We start from the raw sequence: 21,400 nt of genomic DNA, 5'->3' as shown, positions 1-21,400 counted from the left end.
CCGGGCAGGCCGACGCCTCGAATTCTCGGGATGTAACGTCGGCGGGTCGGCTGCCTCGGTCAGCGGCTTGCGATCGAGGATGCTTTCGGTCGGCGGACAACCATTTTCAGGCGGCGCGTGCCGCGACGGGCTTCGACGATGATCCAGCGCGCCAGGCACCCTTTCTTCCGCTTCCGGACCCTGTGCGGGCTGGGGCTGCTCGGCAGTCTCGCGGCCTGTGCCGACAGCGGCCAGAAGCCGACCATGCCGGCCACCGACGAGGCGCAGCTCTATCGCGCCCATGCCCGCGGCCATTATGCCGAGCCCGGACCGCCGGGCGATCCGTGGCGCCCCTATATCAAGGAGGCGGCTCGCCGCTTCGACGTGCCCGAGCCCTGGATCCGGGCGGTGATCCACCAGGAATCGGGCGTCTTCGGCCAGTATGCGCTCTCCGCGCCCGGCGCGATGGGGCTGATGCAGGTGATGCCCTTCACCTATGACGAGATGCGCGCCCAGTACGGGCTCGGCGACGACGCCTATGATCCGCATGACAACATCATGGCCGGCACCGCCTATGTCCGGCAGATGTACGACCTGTATGGAACGCCGGGCTTTCTCGCCGCCTACAATGCCGGACCGGGCCGGCTGGACGCGTTCCTGACCCGCGACAAGCCCCTGCCGGCGGAAACCCGGCACTATGTCGCAATGATCGGGCCGAAGATCGCCGGGATCTATCCCGCCAACCGCTCGCAGACCGACCTGATGGCGACCGCGGCGCATGGCGGAGAGGCGACCTTCGCCGCCGCCGCAATGCCGGTGCAGTCCAACGCGCAGACCCGCTCGGTCCAGCTCGCCTGGGCCAACCGCGATGGCGGCGGCCAAAGTGGGGCGGTCGATACCAATGTCCCGGTGCAGGTCGCGGAGGCACCGATCGCCGCCGAGCCGGCGCCACGCTATGGCGCCGGCTGGCAGCAGGTGGGCGTCGCTCCCGCCACGGGCCGCAGCGCCGTCGCTGCCGCGTGGGCGCAACGCCAGGCCGGCATCGCGTCGTCGGCGCCGTCTGTCCCGGCCGCGAGCGCGACGCCGGTGCAAGGGGTGCTGATGGCGTCGAACACCATTGCGCCCATCGGCACCGCCGCGGCTGCGCCGACGGGTGCCGAGGACGACGATCAGAGCGACGGCAGCGATGATGCGACCGCCACGGCGCAGCCGAAGCTGCGTCTGGCCAGTGTGCACCTGCCGCCCTCGCGCCAGCATCTGCTGCCGGTGGCCGGCGGGCACGGCGGATGGGCGATCCAGGTGGGCGCGTTCGGCTCGCAGCGGCAGGCGAACGCCGCCGCCGGCGAGGCGCGCAGCCGGACCGGGCTGCAGGGCGCCCATGCCGAGGTCGAAAGTCTGCACCGCGGCCATGTCGCGCTGTATCGCGCGCGGCTGACCGGACTGTCTCGCGATGCGGCAACCCGCGCCTGCGCGCGGATGCGCGACTGCATCATCGTCTCGCCCAACGCGAGCTGACCTCCCGCCGCATGGCACAGAAAAAAGGCGGGCCCCTCCGGGGGACCCGCCTTTTTGCCGAGCAGTTCCCCTGCGGGACGCGATCAGATCGCGTCCTTGAGCTCCTTGGCCGGACGGAAGGCGATCTTCTTGCTCGCCGCGATCTCGATCTCGGCGCCGGTGGCCGGGTTGCGACCCTTGCGTGCCGGACGATCCTTGACCTCGAGCACGCCGAGGCCGGCCAGACGCAGACGCGCACCCGACTTCAGATGCGTGGTGATGCCACCGACCAGGCCGGTGACGATCTTCTCGGCCTGGGCCTTGGTCAGATCCTGCGATTCGGCCACTTCCGCGGCAAGGTTCTTCAGCGTGACGATCGGCGCCGCGGCGGGCTTGGCGGCAGGCTTGGCGCTCGCCGGCGCGGCCTTCGCCTTGGGGGCGGGTTTGGTGGGCATGTCAGATGTTCCGCTTGTCGTTTCTTCCAGCCCAGAAAGGACCATGGACGCGAGCCGCCGACAAGGCCGCTCGCGGGTCGAACCACCCATGAAATGCTGAAAAACGCGCGATCGCTTGGTCGTGAGGCCGCAAGGAGCCTATCAATGACGCCGCGCGCCACCCGCCGGCGACGCCGCCCGATCGAAGGATCGCACCGCATTGCTTCCCCCGCAGACCGCCTCCACCGATGCCACCGCCGTCGCACCGTCCGCGTCAGCGCGGCTGCTCAGCCCCGCCCTGCTGGCGCTGACCATCGCCTCGTTCGGCATCGGCACCACCGAATTCGTCATCATGGGCCTGCTGCCGGAACTGTCGCGCGATCTGGATGTGTCGATCCCGTCGGCCGGGCTGCTGGTGTCGGGCTATGCGCTGGGGGTGACGGTGGGCGCGCCGCTGGTGGCGATCGCCACCGCACGGCTGCGGCGCAAGACCGCGCTGGTCAGTCTGATGGGGCTGTTCATCCTCGGCAACCTCGCCTGCGCGCTCGCCCCCGGCTACGGCACGCTGATGGCGGCGCGGGTGCTGACTTCGTTCTGCCACGGGGCGTTCTTCGGCATCGCCGCGGTGGTCGCCGCCGACCTCGTCGAGCGCCGGCGGCGCGCGCAGGCGCTCGCCCTGGTCTTCGCCGGCCTCACTCTGGCGAACGTGTTCGGCGTACCGCTCGGCACCGCGATGGGGCACGCCTGGGGCTGGCGGTCGACCTTCCTCGCCGTGGTGGCGATCGGGGTGCTGGCGGCGGGTGCGATCGCGCTGTGGCTGCCGCGCGGCGCGCCGATGCCGGCCGCGCGCCTGCTGGGCGAGTTCCGCGTGCTGCGGCGGCCGCAGGTGGCGCTGACGATGGCGATCTCGACGCTGACCTCGGTGAGCCTGTTCAGCGTATTCACCTATGTCACACCCATGCTGGAGCGTCTCGCGGGGCTCGGCCCGCATGAGGTGACGTTCGCCCTGCTGGCGTTCGGGGTCGGCATCACCCTGGGCAACCTGCTGGGCGGCAGGCTCGCCGACTGGCGCCTGCTGCCATCGGTGATCGGCACGCTGGTGGTGGCGATCGCGGTGCTGGTGGCGTTCAGCTTCACCGTCACCAGCCGGCTGGGCTCGGTGGCGACGCTGTTCGTCTGGGGGATCGTGGTGTTCGCCCTGGTACCGCCCCTTCAGTACAGGGTGGTGGAAACGGCGTTCGAGGCGCCGAACATGGCGTCCACCCTCAACCAGGGCGCCTTCAACCTCGGCAACGCACTCGGCGCATGGTTCGGCGGCCTGATGCTGCTGGCGTTCGGACCCAGAGGCTGGCTGGGAGGCTGGCTGGGCAGCGTCTCCGACGGGGACACGCTGGGCTACCGGCTGCTGCCGCTGCTGGGGGCGGGCGTCGCGGCACTTGCGCTGGGCCTCGCGATACTGGCCTGGCGGATGGCGAGGGCCGCACAAGGCGGCGGCGTGCTTGGCGAAGCGGTTGACAACGGCTAAGGAGCATGGCGCCGACCCCGTTTGCCTGCGAAAGAAACGCCGCAATCATGACCCGTATCTTCCAGACCCGCACCCTGCCGCGTTTCGCCGGTCTCGTCCTGCTGGCCGCCCCGCTGCTGTCGGCCTGTCATGACGACCGCGCCTCGACGCAACCCGTGGTGGGTGGATCGACGGCGGATACGCGCTCGCACCTGATCGGGTCGGACACCTCCACCGACACCAAGACGGTGAGCGCGGGCATCAACGCCTATCTGTGGCGCGGGGCGCTCGACACGCTGAGCTTCATGCCGTTCGCTTCCGCCGATCCGTTCGGCGGCGTGATCATCACCGACTGGTACCAGCCGCCGACCACCGCTGGCGAGCGCTTCAAGGTGACGGCGGCGATCCTGGGTCCGGAGATGCGTGCCGATGCGCTCAACCTGTCGGTGTTCCGCCAGGTGCAGCAGGGCGGCGCCTGGGTAGATGCGCCGGTGCAGCCCAACATCGCCACCGATCTGGCCGGAAAGGTGCTGGCCCGCGCCCGCGCGCTGCGCTCGGCGGCGACCGGCACCTCGCGCTGATCGGCGACAGGGCGCTGCGGGAGATGGCCGACCACGCCCCGATGTCGGAGAACACCGAGACCACCGGCTATGCGTTCGCCGAGGCCGAACCGCGCTGGCAGCGCGCCTGGGCGGAAGCGCACCTGTTCGACGTGCCGGACGTACCCGCGCCGGGCACACCCACCTACTACGTCCTGGAGATGTTCCCCTACCCGTCGGGACAGCTCCATATGGGGCATGTACGCAATTACACGCTCGGCGACGTGGTGGCGCGCTACAAGCGCGCGCGCGGGTTCAGCGTGCTGCATCCGATGGGCTGGGACGCATTCGGCCTGCCGGCGGAGAACGCCGCCCGCGAGCGTGGCGTCCATCCGGCCGAATGGACCTTCGCCAACATCGCCACCATGCGCGCCACGTTGCAGCGGCTGGGCTTCTCGCTGAACTGGGACCGCGAATTCGCCACCTGCGAGCCGCGCTATTACGGGCTCCAGCAGGCGTTGTTCCTCGACATGCTCGCGGCCGGACTGGCCGAGCGGCGCGAGGCCTATGTGAACTGGGACCCGGTGGACCACACCGTGCTCGCCAACGAGCAGGTGATCGACGGGCGCGGCTGGCGTTCGGGCGCGCCGGTGGAGAAGAAGAAGCTCAGCCAGTGGTTCCTGCGCATCACCGACGCGGCGGAGTCATTGCTGTCGGGGATCGACACGCTGACCCGCTGGCCCGAGCGCGTGCGGACCATGCAGGCACGCTGGATCGGCCGCTCGGAAGGCGCGAAGGTGCAGTTCGCGCTGGCCGACGGGTCGGACGCGCGCATCGAGGTGTTCACCACCCGGCCGGATACGCTGTTCGGAATGAGCTTCCTGGCCATCGCACCGGAGCACCCCATCGCCGCGAGGGTGGCGGCGTCCGATGCGAAGGCGGCCGCATTCATCGCCGAATGCGCCGCCCTCGGCACCTCGGAAGCCGCGATCGAGCAGGCCGAGAAGCGTGGCTACGATACCGGCCTGCGTGTGGCGCATCCGTTCATCGAGGGTGCAACCTACCCGGTCTGGATCGCCAATTTCGTGCTGATGGAGTACGGCACCGGGGCGATCTTCGGCTGTCCGTGCGGCGACCAGCGCGATCTCGACTTCGCGCGGAAATACGGGCTCGACGTGCCCGTGGTGGTGCTGCCGCCGGGTGAGGATGCCAGCAGCTTCGGCGTCGGCGACACCGCTTATGACGGCGACGGCACGCTGATCCGCTCCGGCTTTCTCGACGGGATGGATTTCGCCACCGGACGCCGCGCGGCGATCGAGCGGCTCGAATCGATTGGTGCCGGCGAGGGCGTGGTGAACTGGCGGCTGCGCGACTGGGGCGTGTCGCGCCAGCGCTACTGGGGCTGCCCGATCCCGATCATCCACTGCGCGGCCTGCGGGCCGGTACCGGTGCCGCACGAGCAGCTGCCGGTCGAGCTGCCGGCCGACGTGCGCTTCGACCTGCCGGGCAATCCGCTCGACCATCATCCGAGCTGGAAGCATGTCGCCTGCCCGGCCTGCGGGGCGGCGGCGGTCCGCGAGACCGACACGTTCGACACCTTTGTCGACAGCTCGTGGTATTTTGCCCGCTTCGCCAGCCCGCACGCGCCGACCCCGACCGACCCGGACGCCGCCCGCGCCTGGTTGCCGGTGGACCAGTATGTCGGCGGCATCGAGCATGCGATCCTGCACCTGCTGTATGCGCGCTTCTTCACCCGCGCGATGCACCGCACCGGGCACGTGTCGGTGGACGAGCCGTTCGCCGGGCTGTTCACGCAAGGCATGATCCATCACGAGACCTATCGCGACGCCTCCGGCTGGGTCGCGCCGGACGAGATCGTCCGCACCGCCGGCGGGGCGACCCGCCGCGACAGCGGCGCGCCGGTCGAGATCGGCCGGGTCGAGAAGATGTCGAAATCCAAGCGCAACACGATCGCGCCGGCGCCGATCATCGAGCGCTTCGGGGCGGACACCGCGCGACTGTTCGTGCTGTCGGACAGCCCGCCGGAGCGCGACCTGGAATGGACCGAAGCCGGGGTGACGGGAGCAGCGCGGTTCGGACAGCGGCTGTGGCGGCTGGTCGGGCGGATCGCCGAAGAAGCGAAAGCCGGGGACACCCAGGCCGCAGAGGTGCCAGAAAGCTACGGCGAGGCCGCGGACACGCTGATGCGCGCCACCCATCGCACCATCGCGGCGCTGACGGAGGCGCTAGAGACCTTCACCTTCAATGTCGGCGTCGCGCGGCTGTACGAATTCGCCAATGCGCTGGCCGAGGCCGAGCGGGCCGAGCCGACCCCCGATCTGGTCTGGGCACGTCGCGAGGCGGCCCGCACGCTGTGCCTGCTGATTGCACCGATGATGCCGCATCTGGCCGAGGAGATGCTGTCACGGCTGGAGCCCGGCGGGGCGCTGGCGGCAAGCCGGGCCTGGCCCGAGGCCGATCCGGGCTGGCTGGCGGCACGCTCGGTGAAGCTGGCGGTGCAGGTGATGGGCAAGCTGCGCGGCACCATCGAGGTCGCGCCCGACGCGTCCGAGGCGGACGTGCTCGCCCTCGCCGAGGCGGAGCCGAATGTCGCGCGGCTGATCGAGGGGCGCCGGGTGGTCAAGCGCATCTACGTACCCAACCGGATCGTCAACCTGGTGGTGGCGGGATGAGACATCGCCCGGGCGCCGCATCGCTCCTCGTCACGGCGCTGGCTCTGGCGGGCTGCGGCTTTCATCCGCTGTACGGGCCACAGGACGGACCGGGCGGAGCGGTCGAGACGTCGGTCAACCAGAAGCTCTCGCGTGTCTACGTCAACCCGATCATGGAAAGATCGGGACAGTTGCTGCGTCAGGCGCTGCAGGCACGGCTCGGCGGTGACGGCGACAGCCAGAGCCAGACCTACCGGCTGTCGGTCGCACCGATGTACAATTCCGAATTCCTTGGCATCCATGGCGACAACTCGCCCGCGCGGGTACGGGTGTCGGCCGATGCACGCTGGTCGCTGGTCACCGTCTCGGCGACGCCGGTGCTGGTGGCGACCGGACGGGCGCGGACGATGGACGGGTTCAACATCATCGACGAGCAGTATTTCAACTCGCAGCTCGCCGGCGAGAGCACCAATGCGCGCATCGCCGGACAGCTCGCCGACCGCGTGGTGCAGCAGCTCGCGATCTGGTTCCGCGACCACCCCGACGGCAAGCCGCAGCCGGCGGTCAGCCCCGTGCAGCTGCCGAAACCGAGCACCCAGCCGGGCTTCCTGAACTACCGGCCGGTCCCGGGCGATGACGGGCAGACCTCGACCCAGCCGGTCGGGCCGGATGGCATGCCTGCCGGCGCGCTGGGCCTGCAGGCGCCGATCGGGGCGCATTGAGCGCGGCCGGCCTCGGATGAAGGTGGAGCCGCGGCAGGCGGCGCGGTTTCTCGCCGAGCTGGCCTCCGCCCGACATCCTGCCCGCGTGCTGCTGCTGCATGGCGACGATCCCGGACTGATCCGCGAGCGCGCCGAGGCGGCGGTCGCCGGGATGCTCGGCCCCGACCGGCACGATCCTTTCCGCCTCGCCGTGCTCGAGCGTTCCGGCCACGAGCGGCTGGAAGAGGAAGCCACCGCCGGCTCGCTGATCGGCGGCCGACGCGCGGTCTGGGTGCGCGACGGCAATGACGCCCTGCTCGGCGCCGTCACTCGCAGCCTCGCGAGCGGCAGCGACACGCTGATCGTCATCGAGGCACCGGAGCTGCCGTCGCGGGCGAAGCTGCGCAGCGCGCTGGAGGCCAATCCGGCGGCCGCGGTGCTGGCCTGCTACCACGAGGAGGGCCGCGCGCTCGAGGCCTCGATCGCCACCGCTCTGGCCGAGGCCGGGGTGGAGATCGACCGCGACGCACTGGCCTTTCTCGCCGACCGGCTCGGCAGCGACCGGGCAGCGATGCGCCAGGAAATCGCCAAGCTGGTTCTCTATGCCGGACCGCAGCGCGAACGGCTCGGACTCGCCGCGCTGGAGGCGCTGAGCGGGGATGCTGCCGATCTCTCGCTCGACGATGCCGCCCATGCAGCGATGGAAGGTGACCTCGCTTTGGCCGATCGCGCCGTCGAGCGCGCCCTGGCCGAGGGGGCGAGCCCGGTTGCCCTGCTGCGCGTGCTGCTGGCGCATCTGCACAGGCTGCGTGCAGCGCGCGCGGCGATGGCGCAGGACGGTCTGTCTGCCGCCGATGCGGTGAAGGGCCTGCGCCCGCCGGTGTTCTTCCGACGGGCGCCGGGAGTGACGAAGGCGGTATCGCTGTGGCCGGCGGCAGCGCTGGACGCCGCGGCGGCGCGCAGCTCGGCGGTGGAACGTGACTGCAAGCGCAGCGCCATGCCCGACACCGCGCTGGTGCGCGAGCACTTCGCTCGCCTGGCACGCGAGTCGATGCGCCTTTCGGGACGGCCATCCGCCGGGCGGCGCTGAGCAGCACCCGGCGGGGATTTTTTGACCCGCGACTGTCACATCTGCGGGACTGCCGCGTTACCCCTGCGTACACCGACGCGCATCTCACCTGCGGCACTGACAGGACCAGCCATGTTCGAGCGATGCCTTTCGGCATGACCCCTGCGCCCGAGGTGGCGCGCGATCCGGATCGGCTGGCGGCCCTCGACGAGTACGACATCCTCGATACCGTGCCCGAGGCGGAATTCGACGACCTCGTGACCCTCGCCTGCCATCTCTGCGCCGCGCCGATCGGGCTGATCAGCTTCGTCGACCGTGACCGGCAATGGTTCAAGGCGCGGCAGCGGCACAATTTCGCCCTGCCCGAGACCGATCTGGGCCACTCGGTCTGCGTGCATGCGGTGGCGCGCGGCGAGTTGCTGGTGATCGAGGATCTCGCCGCGGACCCGCGCACCTGCACCAATCCGCTGGTGGTCGAGGAACCGGCGGTCCGCTTCTATGCCGGCGCGCCGCTGATCACCCCGGCCGGGCAGGTGCTGGGAACGATCTGCGTCATCGACCGCCAGCCTCGGCCCAGCGGGCTCTCCGCCGACCAGGCGGAGGATCTGGTCCGGCTGGCGCGGCAGGTGATGGGGCTGCTGGAGATGCGGCGCGTGCTGCTGCGCCGCAGCCGTGCCGTGCTGGGTGCGCGCCGCGACTCTCTGGTGCTGCGTGAACGCCTGCGGGCCAGCGAGGCGGAGATCGACGAACGACGCAGCTCGGAACGGCGTCAGGAGGCGCTGATCGCGATCGGCGATGCGCTGCACGCGAGCGGGTCGCGCGAGGCCTCCATCACCGCCGCCAGCCGACTGCTGGTCGAGACGCTCGGGACGGCGCGCGCCGGGGTCGGGCTGCGCCCTGTCGGCGCCGACCATCTCGACATCATCGCCGACTGGGTACGGCCGGGCCTGCAAAGCCTGGTCGGGCGGCATAAGCTCTGTGCGCTGCGGGGCGCGGGCGGCCTGCGGCCGGGACGCATCAGCGTGCGGCGCAATGCCGCGCCGGAGGCGGGCGGTGCGCAGATCGCGATCGGCCTGCGCGAGCAGGAGCCGCTGGAAGGCGTGCTGTTTGTGCAGTGCGATGGCCCGCGCGACTGGTCGCGGGCGGAGATACTGTTCGTGCAGTCGGTCGCCGACCGGCTGTCGGTCTCGCTGGCCAAGCGGGCCGCGCTGGCCAAGCGCGAACTGCTGGCGCGCGAGCTCGAGCACCGGATGAAGAATACCCTGTCGGTGGTGCAGGCGCTGGCGGCGCAGACCCTGCGCGGGCTCGACGATCGCGGCGCCCTGGATCGGCTGATGCGGCGATTGCAGGCACTTGGCAAGGCGCACGAGGTGCTGCTTCAGGAGAGCTGGTCGTCCGCACCAATCCGGCCGCTGGTGGAAGCATCGCTGGCGCTGCACGGGATGGACGGGCGCTTCGAGATCGCCGGGCCGGAGATGATGCTGTCGCCGCGCGCGACGCTGTCGACCTCGCTGCTGCTGCACGAGCTCGGCACCAACGCCTGCAAATACGGGGCGTTGTCGGTGCCGACCGGGCAGGTTTCGGTGGTCTGGCACATCGAGCGCCCCGACGATGGCGATCCGGTGTTCGTGCTTGGCTGGCGCGAGCGCGGCGGCCCGCCGGCGCGTGCGCCGCAGTACAACGGCTTCGGCTCGCGCCTGATCCGGGCCGGGCTGGTCGGCATCGGCGGCGGCAAGCTAGACTATGCGCCGGAGGGCCTGACCGCGAGCTTCACCGCCCCCGTGGCTGCGATGACCGACGCCTCGTGATGGACAGGCGTGGTGGCGGGCTGTATGGAACGGCCGGTGTGTCCGCGTAGCTCAGCAGGATAGAGCACAGGATTCCTGGTTGACGTGAATTGGGCGCCGCGAGGGGAAACCACGCGGTGGATCCGCTTAAATTCGGGGAACGCTCTGGGGGCCGCGAGGTCCTCGTGCCGATCCCGAGCCAAGCCGCGATCCCGAAAGGGCGCGGAAGGTGTAGAGACTGGTAGGGCGGCGCCTAAGGCCATTCGTGGCTATGGCGAAGGGACAGTCCAGACCACGAACGCAGGGCCAGCCGGCCCTGCGGCGGCGAAAGCCGAAGTGGATTGAATCCTGGGGCCGTGGGTTCGAATCCCGCCGCGGACATTTCCTGTCCCGAGACTTGGTCCATATCGGCGTTACGGTTATGCAACGCCGATGAACCGATCTCTCTCCCGCTCAGCGTCGCCGAAAGCCTGGCTGATGCTTGCCGCAATCATGTTGCTGGCCGGGTGCTCGGCACCAAACCGCAACGGCGGCGCCGACACCAGTGGTGGGTTCTCGTTCAGGCACCGGGTGCTGAGCTTCTGAACGCGGCCGGCACCGGGCTCAGATGCGGCCGTAATCGTCCTCGAGACGGACGATGTCGTCCTCGCCGAAATAGGAGCCGGTGCGAACCTCGATCAGGGTCAGTGGGATGCGGCCGGGATTGGCGACGCGATGCGCGACACCGAGCGGCATGTACAGGCCTTCGTTCTCGCGCAGCAGCAGGCGTTCGGTCTCGCGGGTCACCTCGGCGGTACCGGCGACCACCACCCAGTGCTCGGCGCGGTGGAAGTGCTTGTGGAACGACAGCCGTTCGCCCGGCATGATGTGCACGCGCTTGACCTCGAAGCGGTCACCCTCGATCAGGCTCTCGTAGAACCCCCACGGACGGTAGGAGCGCCGATGCGACACCGCCTCCTGGCGGCCGCTGGCGCGCAGCTGCTCCACCACCTTCTTGACGTCCTGCGCATGGTCGCGATGGGTGACCAGAACCGCATCGCCGGTGACCACCACGATCGCATCCGACAGGCCGCTCACCGCGGTGACGATGCCGTCGGAGCGCACGTAGCAGTTCTCCGCGCTGGCCAGCACCACGTCACCCACCGCGACATTGCCCTGGGCATCCTTGTCGGAGATGTCCCACAGCGCATCCCAGCTTCCGACATCCGACCAGCCGAGATCGGCCGGCACCACGGCGGCGTGATGGGTGCGCTCGGCAATGGCGTAGTCGATGCTGATGTCCGGGGCGGTGGCGAAGCTCTTCGGCTCGAGGCGGATGAAGTCGAGATCCTGCGCGCGTCCGGCGACCGAGGCCCGCACCGCATCGAGCACCGCCGGCGCATGCGCCTCGAACTCGGCGAGCGCGGTGCGCGCGGTCAGCACATACATGCCGGAATTCCACAGATGGCGGCCATCGGAGGCGAGGATCGCGGCGCGGGCGGCATCCGGCTTCTCGACGAAGGCGGTCAGATCATGCACGCCGGTCAGGTCGGGCAGCCCGTCGCCCTGCTCGATATAGCCATAGCCGGTCTCCGGCCGGGTCGGCTTCATGCCGAAGGTCACCACCCGGCCGGCCCGCGCGGCGGCGACGGCCTGATCGAGCGCGGTGCGCAGGGCAGCAGTGTCGGCGATGGCGGAATCGGCGGCCATCATCCACAGCACCGCATCCGGGCTGGTCTCGGCGACGATCAGCGCCGCGGCGGCGAGGGCCGGGGCGGAGTTGCGGCCGACCGGCTCCAGCACGATGCGCGGCGCGTCGATCCCGGCCTCGCGCAGCTGCTCGGCGATCAGGAAACGGTGCTCCTCGTTGCAGACCACCACGGGGGGCGCGAACTCGGCGCCGATCGCCCGCAGCGCGGTTTCCTGGAGCATGGTGTGCGCGGAAATCAGCGGCCAGAGCTGCTTGGGGAACGAGGCGCGCGAGACCGGCCACAACCGCGAGCCCGAGCCGCCCGACAGGATCACCGGCACGATCGGGGCGGCACCCGCCTGCACCACCGGCTCGGCGGTGCGCGCGTCGGCGGCCGGCGGCTCGACCGGGGTGGCGGTCGCATGGGTGCCCACAGCGGGCGGGGCGGAATGCACAAGCACGTTCACGGACCTTTCGAATGGGCGCCGCCGACGCGGCGGGACGGATCAGAGCGGCTTGTGCGCGCGGTCGAGCAGGCGACGGAACAGCGAGGGCGGGCGTTGCGGACGCGGACGCGCGGCCTCGATCGCCGCCTGCGCCTCGGCCTGCGCGCGGATGCGGGCCTCGCGCCATTTCTCGACACTCATCCCCGCACGGGCGGCACGGCGCGCCTCGTAGGCGAGCTGTCCGGGGGTCTGGCTGCGGACGGGCGTCGCCGGCACCCCGGGACGGTCGGCGGGACGGGGGGCGGATGACGTGGGACGGCGGCCGAACATCGCAGGCATATCCCCTCTCGGAGGCAGATCGGTCAGACATGCACCCGGCGCAGGGTGGGTGCGTCTCGCTTGTATATCGGCAGCCGGCCGCCGCACAGTGGCCAATCGCCTCCCACAAGCCGGGTCCGACCGATCCCGAGCGTCTGCTGCAGCCCGTGGCCCTGCGCCCGGAAAATTGGGAAAGCGCTAATGTTCTTGTTTTGTTCGATGCGCTGGGCTAGGTCTCGGTCAGCCGGCGCTGATGCCGGAAGCGCGGGCGCGGAGGCATCGGATGCGGTTTCGGACACGGGTTCGGCGGGCGCTGCTGTCGAGGATCGCCGGCGGCCTGCTGCTGGGCGCCTGCATCGCGGGACTGTCCGGCCTCGATCGGCCGGCGGCATGGACCGCGGGCGCGATGCCGATAGGCCGCCCGATATCGGCCTGTCTGCTGTCGGCAGACGCGCAGCCGGTGCGCCGGCATCGCGATGTCCTGGCCTCGGGTCTGTTCGCACCGGCCAGGCACGCGGTGTATTTCATCCGTTCCCGTGAACCGGTCGCCTGCGGCGGGCGCCGGCTGAAAGCCTGAGAACCCGAGACCGGGAAAGCTCAGTCCGGCAGCAGGGTCAGCCGCGCCGCGGACGGGCGCGCGGGGCGGCGCGCGCGGGACTGGCCGCCGAGATTGATGCGCTCGCGCAGTTCCTTGCCGGCCTTGAAGAACGGCACCACCTTCTCCTCGACACTGACCGACTCGCCGGTGCGCGGATTGCGCCCCGTGCGGGCGTCGCGCTTCTTGACGGTGAAGGCGCCGAAGCCCCGCAACTCGACCCGCTCGCCGCGCGCGAGCGCGCCGGAGATCTCGTCGAACACGGTCGAGACGATCAGCTCGACGTCACGGCCCTGGAGATGCGGGTTGGCAGCGACGAGCTCGGCGATCAGCTCCGAACGGGTCATCGTCTCTCCTGTCGGTCGGGGAAGCAGGCGCCGCTCATAGGCGGGCTCTCAGGGTTGCCACAGGGCCACCGGACCGCTGAGCAGGCGCGCGTCGATCGCCTCGCGCAGCGCCGGCGGCAGTGCCGTGCGCCACAGCATCGCGCCCAGCGAGGCGGAATCGGCGTCATTGCCGTCATCGTCCTCGCGCAGCAGGCGCAGCAGCAGCGTGCGGCGCGAGGCAGCGCGGTGCGACTTCGGCAGCGCGATGATGTCGAGCGTGGCGGGCACGTGGCGTTGGGCGGCGAGCCAGTCGCGGGCGGCGTGCTCGTCGCCGATCTGGTCGATCAGCCCGGCGGCCAGCGCCTGGCGGCCGGTGTAGGGACGCCCGTCGGCCAGCGCGCGCACGCGGTCGACCGGCAGATGGCGGCCGGCGGCGACCATCTCGACGAACTGGGTGTCGTAGTCGTCGACGATGCCCTGGAGCATCGCGCGGCCGGCGGGGCTGAGCGGCTGCACGCCGCTGGGCTGGCCCTTGAGCGGGCCGGAGACCAGCATGTCGACATTGATGCCGAGCTTGCCGAGCAGGCCGGAGAAATCCGGCGACTGCATCAGCACGCCGATCGAGCCGGTCAGCGTGCCGGGGGAAGCGAAGATGCGCGCGCTGGGAGCTGCATCCATATAGGCGGCGGAGGCGGCGACATCGCCCATCACCGCGACCAGCGGCTTGGCCGCGGCGAAGCGGGCCAGCGCGTCGTGCAGCGCCATGCCGCCGCCGACGGTGCCGCCGGGGCTGTCGATGGTCAGCAGCATGGCCTTGACCGAGGCATCCTTCGCCGCGGCGTCAATGGCGGCGATGCGGTCGGTATTGTCTGTGATCAGGCCGGTGAGCTTCAGCCGCACCAGATGCGGTGCCTGGGTGTGCATGGCGCCGACGCGGCCGGGGCGCGGCAGCACGGCGACGAGGGCGAGCACGAAGGCGGCGATCGCCGCGATGCGCCAGACCAGCAGGCGCCGGCGCTGCCGGGCGATCAGCATCGCACCCTCCGGGGGCCGGGCAGGATCGGTCGACGGCTCAGGCCCTGTCATCGCAGCACCGCCTCGCGGATGGGGAGAGGCGCCACGCTACGCAGTTCGGCCTCGTTTCGGAAGCGGCAATCGTGCGCACCCGGCCGGACCGCCTGCCTCAGCCCCGTTTGCGGCCGAGGAAGGCGGCGAAGGCCTCGCGCGCCTCGGGCGAGGCCATGGCCCGGGCAAAGATCGCCGCCTCCTCGTCGATCCGGGCGAGAACCGGCGCGAGGTCGCCGCGCATCAGCCGGCGCGAGGCCGCCACCGCCTGGGACGGAAAGGCGGCGATCGCGGCCGCCTTGGCCCGGGCATGGGCGGCGAGGGCCTCGGCCGGGACCACCTCGTTGACCAGACCGGCCGCCTCCGCCGCCTGCGCCGACAGGCTCTCCGCGCCGAGCAGCATCGCACTGGCGCGGGCCGGGCCGATGCGCTGCGCGAGCAGCAGCGACGAGGCGGCCTCCGGCACCAGGCCGAGGCGCACGAACGGGGTGGAGAACACCGCCTCGGGGACCGCATAGGCGAGGTCGCAGTGCAGCAACAGCGTGGTGCCGATGCCGACCGCGACGCCGCCGACGGCGGCGATCACCGGCTTTTCGAATGTCACCAGCGCGCGCAGGAAGTCCAGCACCTCGACCGGGCCCTGGCCGCCGGCGCTGGCGCGCCGGACGAAATCGTTGATGTCGTTGCCGGCGGAAAACGCCCCGCCGCTGCCCTCGATCAGCACCGCGCGGATGGCGGCATCGGCCGAGGCCTCGGCCAGCGCCCCGGTCAGGCGCTCGTACATCGGCGCGGTGAGCGCGTTCTTCGCCGCCGGGCGGTTCAGGGTGAGCACCATCACCGCGCCCTCGCGGGCGACCACCACCTCGTCGGTCGCCGTCGCCGGCTTCACGTTCGTCCCGGACATCATCCCACGCCTCCGCTGCGCCATTCTTCTTCGCTCCCGACCCTAGCATTGACGTATGCGTCAGGCGAGGGGATGCGCCGGACGGCCAGGGCGATGGTTCACTTGGTTGACGATCCTCGCGCGCGGGCGGAGAGTGCGCACCGCAAACGCCTTGTCCGGGCCGTCAACAACGAGGATCGTCATCGTGTCAGCTTCCACGCTCAAGCCTCCCGTCCGCGTCGCCGTCACCGGGGCGGCCGGCCAGATCGGCTACGCCCTGCTGTTCCGCATCGCCGCCGGCGACATGCTTGGTCCCGACCAGCCGGTGATCCTGCATCTGCTGGAGATCACCCCGGCCCTGCCGGCCGCCCAGGGCGTGGTGATGGAGCTCAACGACTGCGCCTTCCCGCTGCTCGCCGGCGTGGTGACCACCGACGATCCGAACGTGGCGTTCAGCGACGTCGATTTCGCGCTGCTGGTCGGTGCGCGGCCGCGTGGGCCGGGCATGGAGCGCAAGGACCTGCTGGAGGCCAACGGCGCGATCTTCGGTCCGCAGGGCCGGGCGCTGAACAAGCACGCCAAGCGCGACGTGAAGGTGCTGGTGGTCGGCAATCCGGCCAATACCAACGCGCTGATCGCCCAGGCCAATGCGCCGGATCTCGATCCGCGCTGCTTCACCGCGATGATGCGGCTCGACCACAACCGCGCGCTCAGCCTGCTGGCCGAGCAGACGGACACGCATTCGACCGGGGTGAAGAAGGTCACCATCTGGGGCAACCATTCGGCCACCCAGTATCCCGACATCTCCCAGGCGACCATCGACGGCACGCCGGCGGCCCAGAAGATCGGCCGCGACTGGTACGAGACCACCTTCATCCCGACCGTGCAGCAGCGTGGTGCCGCGATCATCAAGGCGCGCGGCGCATCCTCGGCCGCCTCCGCCGCCTCGGCCGCGATCGACCACATGCGCAACTGGGCGCTCGGCACCGCGGACGGCGACTGGGTGTCGATGGGCATTCCGTCGGACGGCTCGTACGGCATCGATGCCGGGCTGATCTACGGCTTTCCGGTCACCTGCTCGGGCGGCACCTACACCATCGTGCCGAACCTGCCCGTCGACGATTTCTCGCGCCGGCTGATGGATGCCACGGCCGACGAGCTGCGCGGCGAGCGCGACGCGGTGAAGGCCCTGCTCGGCTGAGCCCTGCTCGCCAGGCACCGCCGGGCGCGGCGCACCGATGACGCCAAGGCACGGCCCCCGATCGACGATCGGGGGCCGTTCTGCTGCCGGGAGGGAACTCAGCCGGCCGGGTCGGTGCCGTCGCCGCGACCGGCGCCGAAGCTGAACCGCGCCCCGGGCTGCGTCTCGGGCGGCTCGCCCAACACCGCATCCGGGGCAGGCGACAGCGCCATCTCGCCACCGATCTGGTCGAGCAGCGGCGGGATCGCCGCCGGCTGCATCGGCCGGCTGAACAGGAAGCCCTGCGCCTGGGTGCAGCCCATCTGGCGCAGGATCGACAGTTGCTGCGGCGTCTCCACCCCCTCGGCGGTCACCGCGACGCCGAGTTCGGCGGCGAGATTGACGATCGCGCTGACCACCGCATGCGCCCGCCGGTCGATCCCCATCTCGCGCACGAACGTGGTGTCCATCTTGAGCTTCGAGAAGCTGAAGCCACGCAGAAAGCCGAGCGAGGAGAAGCCGCAACCGAAATCGTCGAGCGCGATGCCCACGCCCAGCTCGCGCAGGCTCTCCAGCACGCCGAAGCTGGAGGCGTTGGCGTCCATGAAGATGCTCTCGGTGATCTCCAGCTCGAGGCGTGACGGCTCGAGACCGACCTTCGACAGGATGGAGGCGACCTGCCTGGCGAAACCCGGGGATTCGAGCTGGCTGACCGAGACATTGACCGCGACCCTGACCCGCGACGGCCACGACACCGCTTCCCGACAGGCCTGTTCGAGCACCCAGGCACCAAGCTCGCAGATCAGCCCGGCCTCCTCGGCGACGCGGATGAAGCGGTCGGGCGGCACCGGTCCGTATCCGGGCCGGTGCCAGCGCAGCAGCGCCTCGAAGCCGCGCAGGGCGAGTGTCTGGGTGTCGACGATCGGCTGGTACTCGACGCCGAACGCGTGCCGGGCCACCGCACGGCGCAGGTCGGCCAGCAGGCTGCGCTGTTCCTCGACCAGCAGCCGCAGCCGCGGCTCGTAGAAGCACACCGACTGCCCGCCATCGCGCCGGGCACGCGCAAGGGCGAGATCGGCCGCCTCGAGCAGGGAGTCGATCGTGTCGCCGGCCAGCGGTGCGAGGCAGACGCCGATGCTGGCCGAGCAGACGACGCGCTCGTCGCCGACGAGGACCGGCTCGGCCAGCGAAGCCAGCAGGCGGCGGGAGAGATCATCGACGATGTCGACATCGGCCGCCTCGACGAGGATCATGAACTGGTCGCCGCCATGGCGCGCGAGGATTGCCGTCGCGTCGCAGGCCGAGCGCAGCCGCGCCGCCATCGTCTTGAGGATGCGGTCGCCCGTACCGTAGCCATAGGCCTCGTTGACGGCGCTGAAATCGTCGAGATCGACGATGAGCAGGGCGAACGGGGTGCCGTTGCGACCGAGCGCGTGCAGGGCGAGGCGCAGCCGGTCGCTGAAGCCGTAGCGGTTGAGCAGCCCGGTCAGCGAATCGTGTCTGGTGCGGTGCGAGGCGCGCCGCGCAGCCTCGCGGGTCTGGGTGATGTCGGTCGCGACGCCGCGGAAGCCGGCGAACTCGCCGCCCCCCTCGAACACCGGCCGGCCGGTGAACGACCAGGTGCGCGGCACTTCCGGACCGGGCGTCGGGGGGAAGCTGCCGGCGGTAATGCCGCTGACGGAGCGATCGGGCGAGGCGGCGATGCCGACCGGACCGGCGAGGTTGCGGAAGGCGACGCGGTCGGCGAGGCAGGCGGTGAGGCGCGCGTGGGCATCGTCCTCCGCGCTGGCCATCAGCAGGGTGGGGAGGGGCAGACCCTCGAGCTGCGAGCGCCGGACGCCGAGGGCCGTGGCAAGCCTCTCGTTCACGTTCAGCAGGCAGCCATCGGCACCGGTCTCCCACAGCAGGCTGCCATGACCGGTCTCGGGATGGCCCAGCAGGAGCTGCACGGTGCTGGTCTGGTCGAGGAACTCGTAACGGAGCCGGCGATAGCGCAGGAACAGCCGCTCGAGCTGCTTGGCAGCGCCGACCACGAACAACCCGTAGATGACCAGCAGCGTGCCCAGCGCGACAAGCTGACGCTCGCCGGTCAGGACGAGGGCAAGGAAGAAGCCGGCGATCAGCGGCAGCGCCAGGGCGCGCTGCGCGAGCGGCACGGCGACCAGGGCGAGCGACGTGCAGATCATGCCGGCACAGGTGCAGGCAATCATCAGCCGCCCGTTGGCGCCCGCGCCTGGAAACAGCAGCACCGGGATCCAGAACCACACCAGTCCGCAGGCGGCAGAGAACGCGACCACGGCGGCGCGGTCGCGCCGCAGGTCGGCCAGGGAGGCGCCACGGGCATTCGCCCGGCGACGCGACCGCCACAGCCCGTAGCACAGCCCAAGGATGCAGACGGCGGCGTTGCACAGCGCGAGCAGCAGGCCATAGAGGCGATGCGTGGAATCGGGTCCGGCCAGGCAGATGATCGGGCCGACGAGGGCGCTGGTAATGAAACAGTAGGGCATCAGCGCGAGCGCGTTGCGCGTCGCCTCACCGGCGACCAGCGTGGCGTGCCGCTTGCTCAGGGATCCCGGACCGCCGACGCCATCGTCGGACCGCACCCGGCCAGACCCGGCCTGGTCCCCGGACGTCCGTCCAGATCGTCGTCCAGGCCGGAGATTCAGCATCTGCCGGGGTTACCACTTCGCGGCGAGGACTGTCCACGAAATCCACGATCGGCGGTCATGGTTTCGGGAACAGTTCCGTGGGCGGATCGTGCTCAGGCCGCGAGCGGCACCAAGCCGGGGCTGAGCACCTCGCCGACATTGCGCGCGGCCAGGCCGAACAGCTCCTGGCAGCGGCGGATGTGCGCGAACAGGGTGGCGCCGACGATCGCGTTGTCGTTCGACGGGTGATAGGCGCGGGCCAGATCCTCGTCGATCTCGAGATGCGACGGTCCATCGTGCTCGTCCATCAGATGCGCCACCCCCCAGGGCCAGCGCGGCTTGGCGAACAGCCGCACGAAGGCCGGCGCGTGGCACAGATAGGCCGACAGCTCCTCGGTGATGTATTCGGTGCCGGCCAGCCAGCAGAAGAACTCGGTCGGATCGTCGGACTCGGCGCTGGCCAGCAGCGCCTCGACGCCCGGCAGGACCGGCACGGCGTCGAGATCGAGACCGAGCTCGTCGGCACTCTTGCGCCACAGCGCCATGTGCGAGCCTTCCTCCTCCTTCATCTCGCGCACCGCCTCGCGGGCCTCGCCGAAGAAGGCCCGCACCCGACTCTGGCCGAAGCGCTCGATCAGCGGACGGGTGGGCAGGCGGCCGACGCGAAGGTCGATGGCACGCTCGAAGGCCTTCACGAACGGCCAGAAGCCGGCCAGCAGGGCGCGCACCGCCGTGACATCGCCCGCCGCACAGGCGCGGATCAGCGGCGAGCCGAACACCTCCTCGCGCGCATGGACGCGCAACGCGTCGCGGTCGACGACAGGTTCAGCAAAGAGAAGAGCATACATCGCGACCTCACCTGTTGTGTTGACGTCAGTATCATCCGAAATCGATGCTTCAGGATGACCTGGGTCGACACCATCCCAGCGGAAGCTAGCAAACACCAAGAAAATTATTTCTTACAGTATACTTAGTTTCAACCGCACATTTATTGCGAAAGTTGGAACAACTTAGAACCACCTATGAATACTTGCATAATACAATGCCGAGGAGAGATCGCAGGTGGGTTTTCGCGCGCCGCCGCTGCCGGCTTCGCGCCTCAGGCCTCCTGCGCTACAAGATCCGCAGGACTGGACCAGGGGAGTGGATGATGACCATCACAGCCGGCTCGGACGCCCACAAGGCGCTGTTCTGCCGTCAGTTCATCGACAGCCACGAACTCTACGATCCTGACACCCTGCCCTGGCCCGAGCTGACCGACGAGGAACTCGCCCGGCTGCGCGGCGTGCCGTTCTGGCAGGAGGTGTTCCACACCGAGCGCCGCGCGGGTGCGATCGTCGAGGCCTTCACCCCCACCATCACCGACCCGATCGTACGCGAGGCGGTGGCGCTGCAGGGGCTGGAGGAAACCCGCCATGCCAAGCTGATCCGGGTGATGATCGACCGTTACGGGCTGGATGCCACCGAGCAGCCGCTGGAGGCATTTCCGCCCGATCTGGAAACGGCGTTCATCGATTTCGGCTTCGGCGAGTGCCTCGACGCGTTCCTCGGTTTCGGCGCCTTCAAGACGGCGCGCGAAAGCAAGTTCCTGCCTGAGAAGATGTTCGAGATCTTCGACGTGCTGATGCACGAGGAGACCCGTCACATCGTGTTCTTCATCAATTACATGGCCTGGCGCGAGAAGCAGCGGGGCCTCGGCGCGGTGCGCCGGGCGGCGAAGTCGGCGCGCTTCTATGGGCGCGCCGCCGGGCGGCTGCTGGGCATGGTACGGCGCGGGCAGGAGCCCAATGACGGGCGCGACTTCGCCGTCACCCAGGCCAACCTGTTCCTCGACGGGTTCAGCTTCCGCGGCTTCGTCACCGACTGCTACCGGGAGAATGCCCGCCGCATGGCGCAGTTCGACCCCGACCTGATGCAGCCGCGGCTGCTGCCGTCGATGGCCGATCTCGCGCTGCGTGGCCTGCGCGCCTGGGACACCGCCCGACCCGGCGTGCGCACCGCACAACTCGCCACCCACGGCACCGGCGGCGAGGCGCCGCCCGTCCCGGACCTTCATCGGCAAGCCGCCTGAGCCGGGGGCGGTACCATCAT

At 70.3% G+C, this 21,400-nt stretch carries 18 protein-coding genes; 10 read left to right on the top strand and 8 right to left on the bottom strand.

All coding sequences use genetic code 11. The features are described from left to right. The first annotated feature begins 138 nt into the window (after positions 1–138). Positions 139–1,494 (top strand): lytic transglycosylase domain-containing protein, encoded by a 1,356-nt coding sequence (locus FHR90_RS00575; protein ID WP_246329934.1) that lies wholly within the window; start codon positions 139–141, stop codon positions 1,492–1,494. An 83-nt stretch (positions 1,495–1,577) separates the two neighbouring features. Here FHR90_RS00575 and FHR90_RS00570 read toward each other — a convergent pair whose 3' ends face one another. Beyond that, a complete protein-coding gene (locus FHR90_RS00570) occupies positions 1,578–1,928 on the bottom strand; it encodes an HU family DNA-binding protein (RefSeq protein WP_176626756.1) in 351 nt (116 codons plus the stop codon). Positions 1,929–2,205: 277 nt separating this feature from the next. Here FHR90_RS00570 and FHR90_RS00565 point away from each other — a divergent pair, with 277 nt between their 5' ends. The 6 genes from FHR90_RS00565 to FHR90_RS00540 all read left to right on the top strand — a co-directional run bounded on the left by FHR90_RS00565 (position 2,206) and on the right by FHR90_RS00540 (position 10,200). Then, positions 2,206–3,432, top strand: coding sequence for an MFS transporter (locus FHR90_RS00565; RefSeq protein WP_456305508.1), 1,227 nt, complete (start codon positions 2,206–2,208; stop codon positions 3,430–3,432). 47 nt (positions 3,433–3,479) lie between these two features. After that, entirely contained in the window at positions 3,480–3,992 is a 513-nt protein-coding gene (locus tag FHR90_RS00560; protein ID WP_176623819.1) for a DUF3576 domain-containing protein, read from the top strand. A gap of 41 nt (positions 3,993–4,033) precedes the next feature. Further along, positions 4,034–6,643: a leucine--tRNA ligase gene (leuS, locus tag FHR90_RS00555; protein WP_176623826.1), complete on the top strand. Its 2,610-nt coding sequence runs from the start codon at positions 4,034–4,036 to the stop codon at positions 6,641–6,643. Beyond that, the gene (locus FHR90_RS00550; protein ID WP_176623821.1) at positions 6,640–7,344 is read left to right on the top strand and encodes an LPS assembly lipoprotein LptE; all 705 of its coding nucleotides are present in this window, start codon (positions 6,640–6,642) and stop codon (positions 7,342–7,344) included. Before leuS ends, FHR90_RS00550 begins: the two co-directional genes overlap by 4 nt. A gap of 16 nt (positions 7,345–7,360) precedes the next feature. Then, a complete protein-coding gene (gene holA, locus FHR90_RS00545) occupies positions 7,361–8,413 on the top strand; it encodes a DNA polymerase III subunit delta (RefSeq protein ID WP_176623823.1) in 1,053 nt (350 codons plus the stop codon). A 134-nt stretch (positions 8,414–8,547) separates the two neighbouring features. Further along, positions 8,548–10,200, top strand: coding sequence for a sensor histidine kinase (locus FHR90_RS00540; protein WP_183274582.1), 1,653 nt, complete (start codon positions 8,548–8,550; stop codon positions 10,198–10,200). Positions 10,201–10,782: 582 nt separating this feature from the next. Here the strand turns inward: FHR90_RS00540 and FHR90_RS00535 are convergent. Together FHR90_RS00535 and FHR90_RS00530 are read right to left on the bottom strand one after the other, a co-directional pair. Continuing rightward, entirely contained in the window at positions 10,783–12,216 is a 1,434-nt protein-coding gene (locus tag FHR90_RS00535; RefSeq protein WP_338082142.1) for a mannose-1-phosphate guanylyltransferase/mannose-6-phosphate isomerase, read from the bottom strand. A 138-nt stretch (positions 12,217–12,354) separates the two neighbouring features. Continuing rightward, positions 12,355–12,624, bottom strand: a complete 270-nt coding sequence (locus tag FHR90_RS00530) for a hypothetical protein (protein ID WP_221188183.1) — start codon at positions 12,622–12,624, stop codon at positions 12,355–12,357. Between the two features lie 271 nt (positions 12,625–12,895). Here FHR90_RS00530 and FHR90_RS00525 point away from each other — a divergent pair, with 271 nt between their 5' ends. Next, on the top strand, positions 12,896–13,189 hold the full coding sequence (locus FHR90_RS00525; protein WP_183274581.1) for a hypothetical protein: 294 nt from the start codon (positions 12,896–12,898) through the stop codon (positions 13,187–13,189). 20 nt (positions 13,190–13,209) lie between these two features. Here the strand turns inward: FHR90_RS00525 and ihfB are convergent, their stop codons facing one another. The 3 genes from ihfB to FHR90_RS00510 all read right to left on the bottom strand — a co-directional run bounded on the left by ihfB (position 13,210) and on the right by FHR90_RS00510 (position 15,505). Then, the gene (gene ihfB, locus FHR90_RS00520) at positions 13,210–13,554 is read right to left on the bottom strand and encodes an integration host factor subunit beta (protein WP_183274580.1); all 345 of its coding nucleotides are present in this window, start codon (positions 13,552–13,554) and stop codon (positions 13,210–13,212) included. A gap of 48 nt (positions 13,555–13,602) precedes the next feature. Beyond that, entirely contained in the window at positions 13,603–14,568 is a 966-nt protein-coding gene (sppA, locus tag FHR90_RS00515; RefSeq protein WP_183274579.1) for a signal peptide peptidase SppA, read from the bottom strand. Between the two features lie 148 nt (positions 14,569–14,716). Beyond that, a complete protein-coding gene (locus FHR90_RS00510) occupies positions 14,717–15,505 on the bottom strand; it encodes an enoyl-CoA hydratase-related protein (protein WP_221188182.1) in 789 nt (262 codons plus the stop codon). Positions 15,506–15,686: 181 nt separating this feature from the next. Here FHR90_RS00510 and FHR90_RS00505 point away from each other — a divergent pair, with 181 nt between their 5' ends. After that, positions 15,687–16,682 carry a malate dehydrogenase gene (locus tag FHR90_RS00505; RefSeq protein ID WP_266152670.1) on the top strand — a complete coding sequence of 332 codons (996 nt, stop codon included), beginning with the start codon at positions 15,687–15,689 and terminating at the stop codon, positions 16,680–16,682. 98 nt (positions 16,683–16,780) lie between these two features. On the opposite strand, the gene FHR90_RS00500 is transcribed toward FHR90_RS00505, so the two are convergent. Next, a complete protein-coding gene (locus FHR90_RS00500; RefSeq protein ID WP_183274578.1) occupies positions 16,781–19,264 on the bottom strand; it encodes an EAL domain-containing protein in 2,484 nt (827 codons plus the stop codon). Between the two features lie 158 nt (positions 19,265–19,422). After that, a complete protein-coding gene (locus FHR90_RS00495) occupies positions 19,423–20,157 on the bottom strand; it encodes a hypothetical protein (RefSeq protein WP_176624541.1) in 735 nt (244 codons plus the stop codon). Between the two features lie 302 nt (positions 20,158–20,459). Between FHR90_RS00495 and FHR90_RS00490 the strand changes: the two genes are divergently transcribed. After that, on the top strand, positions 20,460–21,380 hold the full coding sequence (locus FHR90_RS00490) for a hypothetical protein (RefSeq protein ID WP_246329933.1): 921 nt from the start codon (positions 20,460–20,462) through the stop codon (positions 21,378–21,380). Positions 21,381–21,400 lie beyond the last annotated feature (20 nt).

It is taken from the genome of Endobacter medicaginis (assembly GCF_014192375.1).
Taxonomy (GTDB): Bacteria; Pseudomonadota; Alphaproteobacteria; order Acetobacterales; family Acetobacteraceae; genus Endobacter; species Endobacter medicaginis.
This window is presented reverse-complemented; position numbering and strand designations above follow the sequence as displayed.

Excerpts from the sequence above, each read along its gene's own strand:
- FHR90_RS00575 (WP_246329934.1), top strand. The coding sequence starts at position 139 with ATGATCCAGCGCGCCAGGCACCCTTTCTTCCGCTTCCGGACCCTGTGC.
- FHR90_RS00570 (WP_176626756.1), bottom strand. The coding sequence starts at position 1,928 with ATGCCCACCAAACCCGCCCCCAAGGCGAAGGCCGCGCCGGCGAGCGCC.
- FHR90_RS00560 (WP_176623819.1), top strand. The coding sequence starts at position 3,480 with ATGACCCGTATCTTCCAGACCCGCACCCTGCCGCGTTTCGCCGGTCTC.
- leuS (WP_176623826.1), top strand. The coding sequence starts at position 4,034 with ATGTCGGAGAACACCGAGACCACCGGCTATGCGTTCGCCGAGGCCGAA.
- FHR90_RS00550 (WP_176623821.1), top strand. The coding sequence starts at position 6,640 with ATGAGACATCGCCCGGGCGCCGCATCGCTCCTCGTCACGGCGCTGGCT.
- holA (WP_176623823.1), top strand. The coding sequence starts at position 7,361 with ATGAAGGTGGAGCCGCGGCAGGCGGCGCGGTTTCTCGCCGAGCTGGCC.
- FHR90_RS00540 (WP_183274582.1), top strand. The coding sequence starts at position 8,548 with ATGACCCCTGCGCCCGAGGTGGCGCGCGATCCGGATCGGCTGGCGGCC.
- FHR90_RS00530 (WP_221188183.1), bottom strand. The coding sequence starts at position 12,624 with ATGTTCGGCCGCCGTCCCACGTCATCCGCCCCCCGTCCCGCCGACCGT.
- FHR90_RS00525 (WP_183274581.1), top strand. The coding sequence starts at position 12,896 with ATGCGGTTTCGGACACGGGTTCGGCGGGCGCTGCTGTCGAGGATCGCC.
- ihfB (WP_183274580.1), bottom strand. The coding sequence starts at position 13,554 with ATGACCCGTTCGGAGCTGATCGCCGAGCTCGTCGCTGCCAACCCGCAT.
- sppA (WP_183274579.1), bottom strand. The coding sequence starts at position 14,568 with ATGCTGATCGCCCGGCAGCGCCGGCGCCTGCTGGTCTGGCGCATCGCG.
- FHR90_RS00510 (WP_221188182.1), bottom strand. The coding sequence starts at position 15,505 with ATGATGTCCGGGACGAACGTGAAGCCGGCGACGGCGACCGACGAGGTG.
- FHR90_RS00495 (WP_176624541.1), bottom strand. The coding sequence starts at position 20,157 with ATGTATGCTCTTCTCTTTGCTGAACCTGTCGTCGACCGCGACGCGTTG.
- FHR90_RS00490 (WP_246329933.1), top strand. The coding sequence starts at position 20,460 with ATGACCATCACAGCCGGCTCGGACGCCCACAAGGCGCTGTTCTGCCGT.